The 12801-nt window shown below is 39.7% G+C and carries 14 protein-coding genes and 1 tRNA gene; 5 read left to right on the forward strand and 10 right to left on the reverse strand.

Going from position 1 to position 12801, the window contains the following annotated elements; all coding sequences use genetic code 11:
- Positions 1 to 5: 5 nt before the first annotated feature.
- The 8 genes from KJR31_RS08235 to KJR31_RS08270 all read right to left on the reverse strand — a co-directional run bounded on the left by KJR31_RS08235 (position 6) and on the right by KJR31_RS08270 (position 7471).
- Positions 6 to 77 (reverse strand) — tRNA-Glu (locus KJR31_RS08235).
- A gap of 138 nt (positions 78 to 215) precedes the next feature.
- A complete protein-coding gene (rpsD, locus tag KJR31_RS08240) occupies positions 216 to 827 on the reverse strand; it encodes a 30S ribosomal protein S4 (RefSeq protein ID WP_004253981.1) in 612 nt (203 codons plus the stop codon).
- A 206-nt stretch (positions 828 to 1033) separates the two neighbouring features.
- The gene (locus tag KJR31_RS08245; RefSeq protein WP_214262883.1) at positions 1034 to 2074 is read right to left on the reverse strand and encodes a sensor histidine kinase; all 1041 of its coding nucleotides are present in this window, start codon (positions 2072 to 2074) and stop codon (positions 1034 to 1036) included.
- Between the two features lie 3 nt (positions 2075 to 2077).
- A complete protein-coding gene (locus KJR31_RS08250; protein WP_214262884.1) occupies positions 2078 to 2767 on the reverse strand; it encodes a response regulator transcription factor in 690 nt (229 codons plus the stop codon).
- Between the two features lie 80 nt (positions 2768 to 2847).
- Positions 2848 to 4455 carry an SSURE domain-containing protein gene (locus tag KJR31_RS08255; protein ID WP_214262885.1) on the reverse strand — a complete coding sequence of 536 codons (1608 nt, stop codon included), beginning with the start codon at positions 4453 to 4455 and terminating at the stop codon, positions 2848 to 2850.
- A gap of 160 nt (positions 4456 to 4615) precedes the next feature.
- Positions 4616 to 5281 (reverse strand): potassium channel family protein, encoded by a 666-nt coding sequence (locus KJR31_RS08260; protein ID WP_214262886.1) that lies wholly within the window; start codon positions 5279 to 5281, stop codon positions 4616 to 4618.
- A 13-nt stretch (positions 5282 to 5294) separates the two neighbouring features.
- On the reverse strand, positions 5295 to 6674 hold the full coding sequence (locus KJR31_RS08265) for a TrkH family potassium uptake protein (RefSeq protein ID WP_214262887.1): 1380 nt from the start codon (positions 6672 to 6674) through the stop codon (positions 5295 to 5297).
- A gap of 32 nt (positions 6675 to 6706) precedes the next feature.
- Positions 6707 to 7471 (reverse strand): nucleoside phosphorylase, encoded by a 765-nt coding sequence (locus KJR31_RS08270; protein ID WP_214262888.1) that lies wholly within the window; start codon positions 7469 to 7471, stop codon positions 6707 to 6709.
- A gap of 189 nt (positions 7472 to 7660) precedes the next feature.
- On the opposite strand from KJR31_RS08270, the gene KJR31_RS08275 reads away from it, so the two are divergent.
- The 3 genes from KJR31_RS08275 to KJR31_RS08285 all read left to right on the forward strand — a co-directional run bounded on the left by KJR31_RS08275 (position 7661) and on the right by KJR31_RS08285 (position 9062).
- Entirely contained in the window at positions 7661 to 8113 is a 453-nt protein-coding gene (locus KJR31_RS08275) for a DUF3290 family protein (RefSeq protein ID WP_214262889.1), read from the forward strand.
- Positions 8110 to 8742 carry a DUF421 domain-containing protein gene (locus tag KJR31_RS08280; RefSeq protein ID WP_214262890.1) on the forward strand — a complete coding sequence of 211 codons (633 nt, stop codon included), beginning with the start codon at positions 8110 to 8112 and terminating at the stop codon, positions 8740 to 8742. Before KJR31_RS08275 ends, KJR31_RS08280 begins: the two co-directional genes overlap by 4 nt.
- 116 nt (positions 8743 to 8858) lie before the next feature.
- Positions 8859 to 9062, forward strand: a complete 204-nt coding sequence (locus KJR31_RS08285) for a CsbD family protein (protein WP_000020982.1) — start codon at positions 8859 to 8861, stop codon at positions 9060 to 9062.
- A gap of 234 nt (positions 9063 to 9296) precedes the next feature.
- On the opposite strand, the gene KJR31_RS08290 is transcribed toward KJR31_RS08285, so the two are convergent.
- Positions 9297 to 10526 carry a carbohydrate-binding domain-containing protein gene (locus tag KJR31_RS08290; protein WP_214262891.1) on the reverse strand — a complete coding sequence of 410 codons (1230 nt, stop codon included), beginning with the start codon at positions 10524 to 10526 and terminating at the stop codon, positions 9297 to 9299.
- 206 nt (positions 10527 to 10732) lie between these two features.
- On the opposite strand from KJR31_RS08290, the gene KJR31_RS08295 reads away from it, so the two are divergent.
- Together KJR31_RS08295 and KJR31_RS08300 are read left to right on the forward strand one after the other, a co-directional pair.
- On the forward strand, positions 10733 to 11509 hold the full coding sequence (locus KJR31_RS08295) for a polyphosphate polymerase domain-containing protein (protein WP_214262892.1): 777 nt from the start codon (positions 10733 to 10735) through the stop codon (positions 11507 to 11509).
- Positions 11502 to 12185, forward strand: coding sequence for a DUF4956 domain-containing protein (locus KJR31_RS08300; RefSeq protein ID WP_214262893.1), 684 nt, complete (start codon positions 11502 to 11504; stop codon positions 12183 to 12185). The genes KJR31_RS08295 and KJR31_RS08300 overlap by 8 nt, the downstream gene beginning before the upstream one ends.
- A 30-nt stretch (positions 12186 to 12215) precedes the next feature.
- Here KJR31_RS08300 and KJR31_RS08305 read toward each other — a convergent pair whose 3' ends face one another.
- Positions 12216 to 12779, reverse strand: a complete 564-nt coding sequence (locus KJR31_RS08305; RefSeq protein ID WP_214262894.1) for a sugar O-acetyltransferase — start codon at positions 12777 to 12779, stop codon at positions 12216 to 12218.
- Positions 12780 to 12801: the final 22 nt, after the last annotated feature.

Here is a 12801-nt window from a genome sequence, read left to right on the forward strand (position 1 = left end):
ACCCATAGTCCGTACGGGATTCGAACCCGTGTTACCGCCGTGAAAAGGCGGTGTCTTAACCCCTTGACCAACGGACCTTGAGCTTTTTCAACTCTTTCTATTATACCTACTTTTACAATCTTGTCAAGAACTTAAGATAAATTTTTCTTATTTTTTTATTTTTTGAAAAGCAAAAAGCCCACTGTTGTAGGCTTTTCGTAAGATATATCTTAAAATTAAAGCATCTTGTTGTAGAATTCAACGATAAGTGCTTCGTTGATTTCTGGGTTGATTTCATCACGTTCTGGCAAACGAGTCAATGAACCTTCCAATTTTTCAGCATCGAATGATACGAATGCTGGACGTCCAAGAGTAGCTTCAACTGCTTCAAGGATTGCTGGAACTTTCAATGATTTTTCGCGAACTGAGATTACTTGACCTGGAGTTACGCGGTATGATGGGATATCAACACGTTTTCCATCAACAAGGATGTGACCGTGGTTTACGAATTGACGAGCTTGACGACGAGTAGTCGCAAGACCAAGACGGTAAACTACGTTATCCAAACGACGTTCCAAAAGAAGCATGAAGTTGAAACCTAGGATTCCGCCCTTGATTTTTGTAGCTTGTACGAACAAGTTACGGAATTGTTTTTCACCTACACCGTAAGTGAAACGAAGTTTTTGTTTTTCAGCTAATTGCAAACCGTATTCTGACAATTTAGAACGGTTGTTTGGTCCGTGTTGTCCTGGTACGTAGTTACGACGTGCCAATTCTTTACCTGTACCTGTAAGTGAAAGGCCAAGGCGACGAGCTTGTTTCCAAGATGGTCCTGTATAACGTGACATATGTATGTCCTCCTGATATAAATATAATTTCGGCGGAAATAGTCACTTAGAAAGCCCTGATTCGTGCAGATGCCCTTCGCCTAAACAGCCAAGGTTACTTATCAGAAGACACCTGTTGACGAGCTTCATGCTTTCCTGCTGCTATTTCACACAAAGGCTATTGTATCATGAAAAACTGCATTTGTAAAGAGATTTTTCTATCTATTTTACTTTTCGTTCAGATTGAGACTAAGGATAAACTTGCTTCCTACGCCATATTGGCTTTCTACGCTGATGTCCCCACCTAATTGGCGAGCTAGATCACGCGCAATTGCAAGGCCTAAGCCATGACCTCCAGTATTCATGTTGCGAGATGTTTCTACCCGATAGAGACGCTTAAAGATATTGTCCAACTCCTCTGGAGCAATTCCATATCCTTCATCTCTGACACTAATGGTCAAGTTCTTGTCCTCAATCAGAGCCACAACTTCAATCTTAGTTCCTGGTTCCGAGTATTTAAAAGCATTATTAAGCAAGTTAACCAAAATTCGCGAAATCTTATCATAGTCTACCTGGATACGGGCATACTCTGGACTAACCTGTATGTACACATCCCGTTCTTCTTTTTCAATTAAAAATTGAAATTCGCTCATTGCTTCTATTAATAACTGATCCAGAAATACAGGCTCAATCCCTCTTGGTGATTCTATCTTGGATTGGGTATTTAGCGTAAGAGCGCCGAGTTCTTCCACTAATTTATTTAGACGGTCGGTCTGCCGACTAATAGTCATTAGATAATGCGCCCGTTCCTCTTCTTTAATAACACCATCAAGGATTCCTTCCACCGTTGCTTGGATGGATGTGATTGGCGTTTTGATGTCATGAGCAAGTTGGGCAATCATAATCCCTTTTTCTTTTTCACTTTGGTCAAGGGATTCAAAGGTTGATTGTAAATCATGAGACATATCGTTAAAAGCTTGCCCTAACTCTTGAAACTCAGTTGGCCCTTTTATGTTAGTTTCTCCACTGAAATCTCGACTTGCTACCCTTTTAGCTTGCTTTTTCAAATGATGCAACGAAGAGAATACCGGAGAGAGGAGAAAGAGACTAATTCCAGCTCCGATGAAACTGGCAACGAGTGTCATTCCGACCAAGAAATAAATTTCTTTTTGATCAATCAGCATTCGCTGGACTGCCCAAAAGACCACAAGAATTGTCAGAATGGTAGAGACTAAATAGCCAATTACGATATAACTTTTTAATTTCATTCATTACCTCGCTTTCTCAATCTTGTAGCCAAGCCCCCAAACTGTTTTGATAACTGGAGTATTGGAACTTGCGTGTTTGACCAACTCCTGTCTCAAAGCATGGATGTGGACATTCAGAGTGTTGGTGTCATCGACATACTCTTCTTGCCATACTTTTTCATAGAGTTCGGTTTTTGAAAAGACTCGCTCAGGATTGCTTGCCAAGATCCAGAGGAGTTCAAAAGATTTGACAGTTAAGTCTAAAGACTCTTGCCCGATATGAACTTCGTGATTGGCATGGTTTATCCGTAAATCCCCTAGTTCAATCAGTTCAGTTTCCCCACTGCGGTGAATTCTGCGAAAAATATTATGAACTCGCAACACCAACTCACGAGGACTAAACGGTTTTGTAATAAAATCATCCGCTCCCAAACTTAAGCCGTAAATCTTGTCTTGGTCACTAATCTTGGCAGTGATAAAGAGAAAAGGTTGATCAGGGGATAAATATTGGACTTCGCTGATAAAATCATAGCCATCCATTTTAGGCATCATGATATCTGTGATGATTAGATCTACTGGTTTTTTCTGAAAAATTTCTAAACCTTCTAGCCCGTCATGGGCAACCAATACTTGATATCCTGCCTGGATTAGGTATCGTTTTTGAATATCTATAATTTCAATCTCATCATCCACGAGTAAAATTGTCTTTTCCATTCCTATTCCCCTTATAAAAACAGCGTTATACTTGGATTTAGTATAACACTATTTTTACTAATTTTTAAATGATTTGAATTTTAATTATCTCGTTTAGCTTTTACACCAAGAAGGCTAAGTACACCAGCTAAGACAAGACCAAAGATTCCGATAGTTGCTGTATTAGACTTAACTTCACCGGTATTTGGTAACATACCTTTATCACTTTTCTTCATTTGTTCAACTTTTTGACCTTGACCTGGTTGGTTCACTTTCATATTTTCCATACCATGATTCATTCCCATCATTTCTGATTTCATGTCTTTTTCAGCGTCCATTCCAGCTTGGTTGTCTTGAGTAGTCATATCTTTATCATGCAATTGAACCATTATTTGTCGTGTCACTACAACATTTGTCAAATCTGGTTTGCCGTCTTTAGCGCCGTAAACTTTAACGGTTGCTTGGTATGTTTGTGTGCCGTTAGCACGAAGTTGGTCGAGAAGAGCTTGACCTTCTTTACCACTTGTGTTGCCGTTCAAATCTACTTCATAGAAATATTGACCTTTTGCCAAACCTTCAAGTGGAAGAATTGCTGCATTTCCTGCTGTTCCATTGTCCGACCATGGAGCCTTGTCGGCTGCTTTGAGCAAGAGACGAGTTAACATACCGTCACCACCGAAAGCTTCGTAAGGAATCACTTGGTTAACACCTGCCAAGAAGGGGCCAGGAACATTTGCTTTTTCAAGGTAGCTAGCTGGAACATCTGTGCTGTCTTTAACGTTGTCAGCTACTGCTTTTTTAACTTGGTCAGCAGGAACTATGCCATTCAAGTTCACGTCAATCATGCGTGTCGCTACAACATTTGTCAAATCTGGTTTACCATCTTTAGCACCGTATACTTTAACGGTTGCCTGGTATGTTTGTGTGCCGTTAGCACGAAGTTGGTCGAGAAGGGCTTGACCTTCTTTACCACTTGTGTTACCGTTCAAATCTACTTCATAGAAATATTGACCTTTTGCCAAACCTTCAAGTGGAAGAATTGCTGCATTTCCTGCTGTTCCATTGTCCGACCATGGAGCCTTGTCGGCTGCTTTGAGCAAGAGACGAGTTAACATACCGTCACCACCGAAAGCTTCGTAAGGAATCACTTGGTTAACACCTGCCAAGAAGGGACCAGGAACATTTGCTTTTTCAAGGTAGCTAGCTGGAACATCTGTGCTGTCTTTAACGTTGTCAGCTACTGCTTTTTTAACTTGGTCAGTACTAGTTACCATTTCTTCCTTAGCAACTGGACTTTCTCCCTTAGGTGCTGGAGCCATTTCAGGAGTTTCTGCTCCTGATTTAGGCATTTCAGTCACTTCAGCTTTAGAAGTTTCTTCCATTTTTTTAGCAGTTTCAGGATCTGTAGTTTTTGTTTCTACAGGCATTTCTTCTTTAGTAGGAGCTTCTGTAGTTCCTACTTCTTTCTTAGAGTCCATAAGAAGCTCAGTAGCTTTTTCTGGCATCTCACTAGTTTCCTTGACTTCTTTAGGCATGTCTTTCTCAGTTTGGACAACTGGCATTGCCGTAGGTTTCACTTGATCTGCACGAACTGAAGCTGGTTGACCAGCTAGGACAAAGAAGCCACTAGCCACAACAACTGAAGCTACACCGACACTGAGACGGCGTATAGACCAGCGAGTATATCTTTGATTGGGATTGAATTTCATAGGATTCTCCTTTGATATGTTTTTGATGATTTAAGTATAATCTCCTAAAATTAAAAAGGATTAAGAAAAAGTTAAAATTTTTCTTAAATCCTTCTTATAAATTACTTATATCGAACATATTCCTCTACAAAAAAAGAAAAAAGAGAAGCTAGTTCTCTTTTTAATCACTTAATTCAACCAAGGTATCCAAATATTGGTTATTAATCACCGCCATGATGTAGGTATCAGCTTTCAATAGATCATCCGGTCCAAATTGAACGTCTAGAGGAGCATTTTCATAGTCACGAAAACCAAGAATATTGAGATTGTATTGTCCTCGAAGATCAAGTTGATTTAGACTCTTACCTGCCCACGATTGTGGAATTTTCATCTCGATAATCGAGACATTTTTGTCCAACTGAAAAACATCTACGCTATTATTAAACAGAATAGTCTGCGCCAACGAACGACCCATCTCATATTCTGGTGAAATAACTGAATCTGCACCAATTTTTTCAAGGACTTTTTTTGCTGTATGACTTTTGACCTTGGCAATAACTGTCGGCACTCCCAGACTTTTGCAATGCATGACTGCAAGCACACTCGATTCTAAATTTTCCCCAGTTGCCACGACAACTGTATCGCAGGTATCAATCCCTGCCGAGAGCAAGAGTTCCTCATCTGTGATATCTCCAACAACTCCACGAACCAAGACTGGTTCGAACTGATTGATTCGTTCCTCATGGTCGTCAATGGCGATAATATTGATATCATGCTGAGCGAGAGCGGTAAGTACACTACTCCCAAAAATACCCAAACCTAAAATTCCAATTGTTCGATCTGACATAGCATTTCCTTTCTTATCCTATGGTAATATCAGCTTTCATATAATGAATCATGTCTTTCTTATCTGGTTGATATTCAGCCAAACTGACTAATAGTGTGAGTGGTCCGATCCGTCCTATAAACATCAGTAGCATGATAATGCTAAGAGCTAATTTGCCTAATTCTGGTGTCAGATTGGCAGTTACTCCGACCGTAGCAAGAGCTGAAATTGTCTCGAACATGATGTAGATAAAGCGCGGATTCCCCTCGGCTGTTATTCCTACTAAGATTAAGCCCGATAAAAAAGTTATCAAGAAGATGATAAAAACACTGAAAGATTTTTGGACTGTACGAGGTTCAATCGTTCTTCTAGCTACATTCGCATGAGGCAAGCCTAAAAGCTCACTGCGTGCAAAGACCAATAAGACAAAGAAGGTTGTGATTTTCAGCCCCCCTGCAGTTCCTCCAGGTGCGCCACCAAGAAACATTTGTAAAATATAGATCAGTAGTGTAACAGGTCTAGCTTGAGTATAATCAATAGAAGCAAAACCTGCCGTTCTCATGCTAACGGTTTGGAAAAAACTGACTAGTAATTTATCAGGGATGCTGAGATTGCCAATCGTTCCCGGATTGTTCCACTCTATCAAGAGGGTTGAAACTGTTCCAGTAAATAAAATTCCAGCTGTCAAGAAGAGAACCAATTTGGTATGGAAGCGAAGCCGACGTTTTTTCTTCTTTCCTAACTGGGTAGCTAGATCAAACCAGACCATGAAACCTAGGCCACCTGTGATGATCAAAGCAGCAATCACTAAATTAATCAAAGGATCAGTTTGAAAAGCTACTAAACTTGTACTTCCAAAATTATCAAAACCAGCATTACAGAAAGCTGAAATAGCTACGAAGATAGAGGTAAAAATTCCTCGGCCCCAACCAAATTCAGGAACAAAACGAAAACTTAAAAGGAAAGCTCCTAGCCCTTCAATGAGAAAAGTCGTCAAGAAAATCGAACGTATGAAAACCATTAAAGACTGAGTTTCTCCATAATTAAAGCTCTCCAGAATTGTTTCACGGCTACGAAGACTTAGCTTATGCTTACTTTGAATATAAAAGACCCCTATAAAGGTCATGAGACCCAAACCACCAATCTGGATCAAAAACATACAGATTAACTGACCCCAGATGTTATATGTTGCAGCTACTGGTTGAGTAAAGAGTCCTGTCACACAGACCATGGATACTGCTGTAAATAGATGGTCGAAATAGGTCGCTTGGGAACTTGTTGCTTGCACAAATGGCAGGCTCAAAAGGAGAGAGCCTACGAAAATAACCAATGCAAAACTTAAAAAAATGCGACGAGCAGATGACAAACGCCCCAAGGTCGTATTTATTTTTTTCGAAAATAATTTGAATAACATAGCTACATTGTACCATAAAACCGTTAAAGCAGTCACATATGACTAACAATTTCAAGACAGAGTTCCAAGGCCTTGTCAAAAGCTTCTGCGCCCCAATCACGGCTATCATAATTTTCTAAATCCGCTAGAGAGTCTGCTGTGAATAGAAGTTGTCCCCAAACTGCCCCTCGAAGTTGGGCAACTGCTGCAAGAGCTGCACACTCCATCTCCACAACTGCACAACCTTCTTCCTTACGATAGGCAACTTTTTCAGCTGTTTCTCGGTAAAAACCATCTGTCGACCAAGTCATAACCTCTTGATAAGGAATACCTAATTGTTCCAAGACTTGCTCGATAGCAGAAATCGCTTCTACATGTACATCCATATAACGAGAAGGTGGCGCATAATGGTAACTAGCCCCTTCATCACGCAGGGCTCGGACTGGAACCAGAAAGGCATTTTCCTCTATATCGGCTAGGACACCACAGGTTCCAGTGGAAATGATTTGCTCCACACCATAGCCAATCAACCAATCCATAAATTGGGCGGCTGGGGCAGAACCGACAGGAGCTTGGGCTAGACAAACTTTTTCGCCTTTGTAGTCCATGACATAAACTGGATAGGTTTTGGTGGCAGAAACGAACTCACCAACACAGTCCGCCCCTACTTCCTGAGCATAGCGATCAATCTCTTCTTCCAAAAATGCATAGATGCACTTCTTTGGCAACTGTAAATCCAAGCCTTCGTGATTTGGCATAATGACTGCCTGAGGATTATCATCAAACTCTAAAATAGGAATGGCGTGTTTTTGAATCATAGGGTACCTCCTCTAAATTTGTACTATTATAACAAAAGCAAAACGAAAGTCAAGGCGGGAGCCTAAGGCAAATCAGAAAAACTTGTTTTAAATAGGAAACAATAATTGAATAATTTTTTCGTCATATTAAAATTGCTATAGCTTAGGAATTAGTTTATAATAGATTGAATTTAAAAAAGGAGAAATCTTATGAAATTCTATTCATACGACTATGTTCTAAGCCAAATCAGTCAACAGGATTGGGTCATGATTATTGTGTCGACGCTCTTAGTGATTGTGACTGGATTCTTTGCATTTAAGGCTTTCAAAGATAAAAGAGGGAGTAAGTTCCGTGAATTATCGCTCATTTCTATTTTGACGTTAATTGCTTTTGTATTGATTAGCATTACGAATTTCCAAAACAACCAATCCAATGATAATCAATTTCGTAGTTCCTTGCACTTCATCGAGATTGTATCAAAAGAGTTAGGTGTTGATAAAAAGAATGTTTATGTCAACACATCAGCAGTGACTGATGGAGCGATTATTAAGGTTGGCGACAATTTTTATCGTGCGATTAGCGGGACTGACCAAGATAGCTATTTATTAGAAAAAATGGAACTCTATAAATCAGATGTTGAACTCGTGGAGGTTGAAAAATGATAAGCTTTTTTGCTACAATTGCGATTAAATTAGCCTTGGGGCTTCTGTCTCTTGTTTTTGTTATTAACGTAACAGGTAAAGGAAATCTAGCACCAAGTTCTGCAGTGGACCAAATCCAGAACTTTGTTCTCGGGGGTATTATCGGTGGGGTTATCTACAATAGTTCTATCACCATCATCCAATACATTGTTATCCTCATTATTTGGACTATTCTTATCTTACTCCTTAAATGGTTGAATACCAATGTTTCCTTTATTAAACATCTGATTGACGGAAAACCTATGATTATCATTAAAAATGGAACATTAGATCCAGAAGCCTGTCGCTCAAAAGGTCTAGCTGCTGCTGATGTTGCTCTTAAATTGCGCGCTCAAGGAATCTTCCAATTGAAGGATGTCAAGAGAGCTGTGATTGAGCAAAACGGACAGCTGATTGTCGTAAGAATGGGTGACGAAAATCCTAAGTACCCAGTGATTACAGATGGTGTTGTCCAAGTTGAAATCTTAGAAACCATTGGCAAAACTGAAGAGTGGTTAATGGATGAGTTAAAACAAGAAGGTTTTGAAGAAGTCTCTAATATATTTATCGCTGAATATGATAAAGGCCAGTTGAATGTTGTAACCTATTAAAAAATAAACTGATGCTTTTCGTATCAGTTTTTTGCTTTTTAGCATAAAAGGGTATATACTTAAGTTATTATCTGATTTGTTTTAGATAATACAATAAAATAACGGAGGTAACCCCCATGTCAATCGAAGAAAAATTCAACCAAGCTAAAGGTTCTGTTAAAGAAGGTTTTGGTAAACTAACTGGCGATACAAAAACTCAAGCAGAAGGAGCTGCAGAAAAAGTAGCTTCAAAAGCTAAAGAAGTTGCCGAAGATGCTAAAGAGGCTGTTGAAGGCGCAGTATCTGGTGTAAAAAACATCTTTAAAAAAGACGGAGAATAATTTCTAATACGATAAGCACTCTTATTCCACAAGCTTAGAAAAGCATTGGAATAAGGGTGTTTTTTTGCTCTTTTAAGCATCAGAAAATTACCCCTTTGAGGTGCTGGATATAGACTTGATCGTTATTAATGGAGTAGGCTCGCTAGTATGTATAAGAGATAGAAGAAACTTTATCTCCTCTTCCTTTTTCCCCAACAAAAAAATCTCCCTTCTCTTTCGAGAAAGGAGATTTTTTTATGGTTGTCCACCAGGGGCTGGACCGCCAGGGCCACCATTTCCTTGAGGTCCTCCGCCTCCAGGCATAGAATTGACGATTTCCGTTTGTTTTTCACCGTTAAGGTAGATCTCACCACCTGTGTAGGTCGCTGTTCCATCAAAGTCAAAACCAGATTGACCTGTCATTTTGATGGTTCCTCCATTAACTGTAATGTTACCGTTTGAGTCAATTGGATCCGTATCCCCTTGACCAACTTCAACCGTTAGATTTCCACCATTCATGGTGAAGAATATTTCACTTTGTTGGGCATTTTTGTTGGCTGCATTGACACCATCATCTGTTGAGTATATGGTGATGTCTCCACCGTTGATAGTGATTGACTTACCTTCAAGCCCTTCTGTAGAATTCTTAACAGTGTAGGTACCACTATCAATAACCAAATCACCTGATGCGTGGATACCATCGTCCCCTGCAGTAACAGTGATGGTATTATCAGAGAGATACATGGTTCCTACAGATGTATCCTCATCATTGTCGACCTTGACGCCATCTTCCTTGGCATCAATAGTCATAGTTGTTCCAGTGATGTTAAGTTCATCATTGACATTAAAGGCATCTCCAACTGCTGTGATGTTAAAGGTTCCGCCTGTGATATGAAGTGTATCGTTAGCCTTGATACCATTGTTTTTCTTACCATCTACATTGAGAGTTCCTTTCCCATTGATGGTCAAATCCACTTTAGAGAAGAGGGCTGCATCAGCTTTTGCATCACTATTAGAAGCAGAATCTGATAGGCTATTGGTTGTACCATCTGCTAGAGTTAGGTAAACATGACCGGCTGATGTTGCAGATATAGCTGCATTGGTATTGGTCATAGTCACACCGTTTAGGACGATATGTACATCGTCTGTTTTTTCAGCCGCAATCTTGATTTGAACTCCATCAGATTGACCAGATATTACATAGGTTCCTGACTTAGAGATGGTAACAGTAGATCCTGATACAGCAACTCCGTCACCTGATACCGTCGCTGTTGAGCCTGACAGAGCTACAGTTGCTGCTGTCTTTTCATCATAGGAAGTATCATAGTCCTTGTCTGTAAAGTAGCTCGTTTTCTTAGCATTTGTAGCGGATGTCGTTGTGGTAGTATTGCTAGCTGTTGTATTTGAAGTTGACTGGGAACAAGCTGTCACCAGTGCTAGAGTTGCTATACTCGTTAATAAGAATGTCCATTTTTTTGCTTTCATGCTCGTTTCCTCATCTTTCATTTACATGCTCTTAGTCTACGGGACTTTCCTAAAAGAAGCCTAAACTTTTTCTGAAAGTTTTCTTAAGTTTAGTTTCAATTAAGTTAAATTTAACAATAGTTTTAGATAACCCCTTTAAAATCTTAAGCAAGCAAGTTGACCTTGTTTAAAAATAGTATAACTAAAGAGTTAGAGGAGTAGGATTTATGAAACCAATCGAAACAACTTTCAAACGAATTGAAACCAAATATATTGTCTCCAAAGAAATGTTAGATAAACTCATCCATGATTTAAAGGAATATTTAGTAGAAGACGACTATCCCATTTCAACCATTTCAAATATCTATTTTGATACAGAAGACTTTGACGTTCTCCTAGATGACAATTTTGGAGATAAGCGAAAAGAAAAGGTACGGATGCGGACCTATCTCAGTCAACCCAAAGCAGATAGTCAAGTTTTTTTAGAAATCAAGACCAAGGACCAAGAAGGAGTTAGTCGTAAGTTTAGACTACTCTCAACTCCTATTGCTATCCTTAATTTTATGACCAAAGGGCACTTGGATGCTAGTATCACAGATAAAGTCGTCATTGAAAAAGTGAAAAAACTTCATCAGGACTACAAACAGAGCATCAAGCCTCGTATGTTTATCTACTACGATCGTTATTCATTAAAAGAAAAAAAATACATTGAAGGCTACAACTATAATAAAATTCGTATCACGATTGACCAAAATCTAGTCTATAGAGATGAAAATGTCAATCTTTTCTCTGGAAATCAAGGGGCTCCTCTATTGGATGACCATACTGTGATTATGGAGATTAAAGCCCCAGGGAACAAGCCCCAGTGGCTGCAGGACATCCTAGACAAGTATGGTTTGATAGAGCACAAATTTTCAAAATACAGTTGTGCTTACCACAAATCTCAAGGACTTCCCTATGTACCACGACCCAGTATAGAAAGCGCAGGTACTGTTTATGCTTAATCTATTTAATTCCATCTTCAACAATGCCACCGCCAGTGCAGACCCTTTCCAACTGCTGCTGGCTCTACTTATCAGTCTAACTCTTGGTTTGGCTCTCACTTGGACCTACAAATATCGAACCCTCTATACTAGAGAATTTGCTATCAGCTTGACTCTGCTTCCCAGCCTCATGACCTTGGTTATTTTTCTAGTCAATGGTAGCTTGGGTACTTCGATTGCTGTAGCCGGAACCTTTAGTTTAATCCGTTTCCGTTCTGCAACAAGTGGTTCAAGAGAACTGATTGCTATTTTCCTAGCCATGATTATCGGTTTGGCTTGTGGAACAGGATACCTCTTCTTGGCCATTCTCTTCACACTCTTTATCTTGGGTGTTTGGTTGCTTTTGGAGAATCAACAAGTCAAAACTGACAATCAACGTCGTAGACTTTTGACAATCACGGTATCCAATCAAGAGAAAGTTCAGGACGCTGTCCAAACTGCTCTTGACCAATTCTGCTCAGAAGTTGATATGATTACAATCAATAGCACTAACGCAGGTGATAATTTAACAATCGTCTATGAAGTCGAGCTAAAATCTGATACCGATGACTTCCAAGTCGCTAGCTATCTTACACGCAACATTGCTGAATGCGATGTGGCTCTCACTAAAAAAGCTAAGAAGAGAAAAAACCTCTAATAAGCAAAAGAACAGCATCTTGCTGTTCTTTTAATTTTCTTTAACTGGAATTTCTTTGATAACCCGTGCTGGATTACCTGCCAGAACGACATTGTCACCAAAGGACTTGGTAATGACTGCCCCCGCTCCTGCAACAACATTATCCCCTAGTGTTACGCCTGGAAGGACAGTAACGCCGCCTCCTGCCCAAAAGTTTTTACCAATCGTGATTGGTTTCCCAAATTCTAAACCTGAATTTCGTTCATCTGGATGCAGAGGGTGGAGGGGTGTTAAAAATTGGCAGTTAGGACCAATCATAGCATTATCACCAATAGTAATAGGGCAAACATCCAACATGGTTAAATTCCAATTGGAATAGAAATTTTCTCCCAAATGAATATTGACACCATAATCCACAACCAAGCGAGTATTGATATAGAGATTTTCTCCGGTAGACCCAAACCACCCTTTGATGATTTCCATACCTTTTAGTGGATCGACTTCTTCGTTAAAGGAGGCTTGCTTTTGTCGTGCTGTTTGTGCTAGAGCACGCAATTCTGGGTCGAAGGGGTGATAGGGTTCTCCCGCAATCATTTTTTGGTATTCACTTTTCATATCTTGGTGTCCTTGCTTGTTT

The organism is Streptococcus infantis (genome assembly GCF_018499575.1).
Classification (GTDB): Bacteria; Bacillota; Bacilli; order Lactobacillales; family Streptococcaceae; genus Streptococcus; species Streptococcus infantis_K.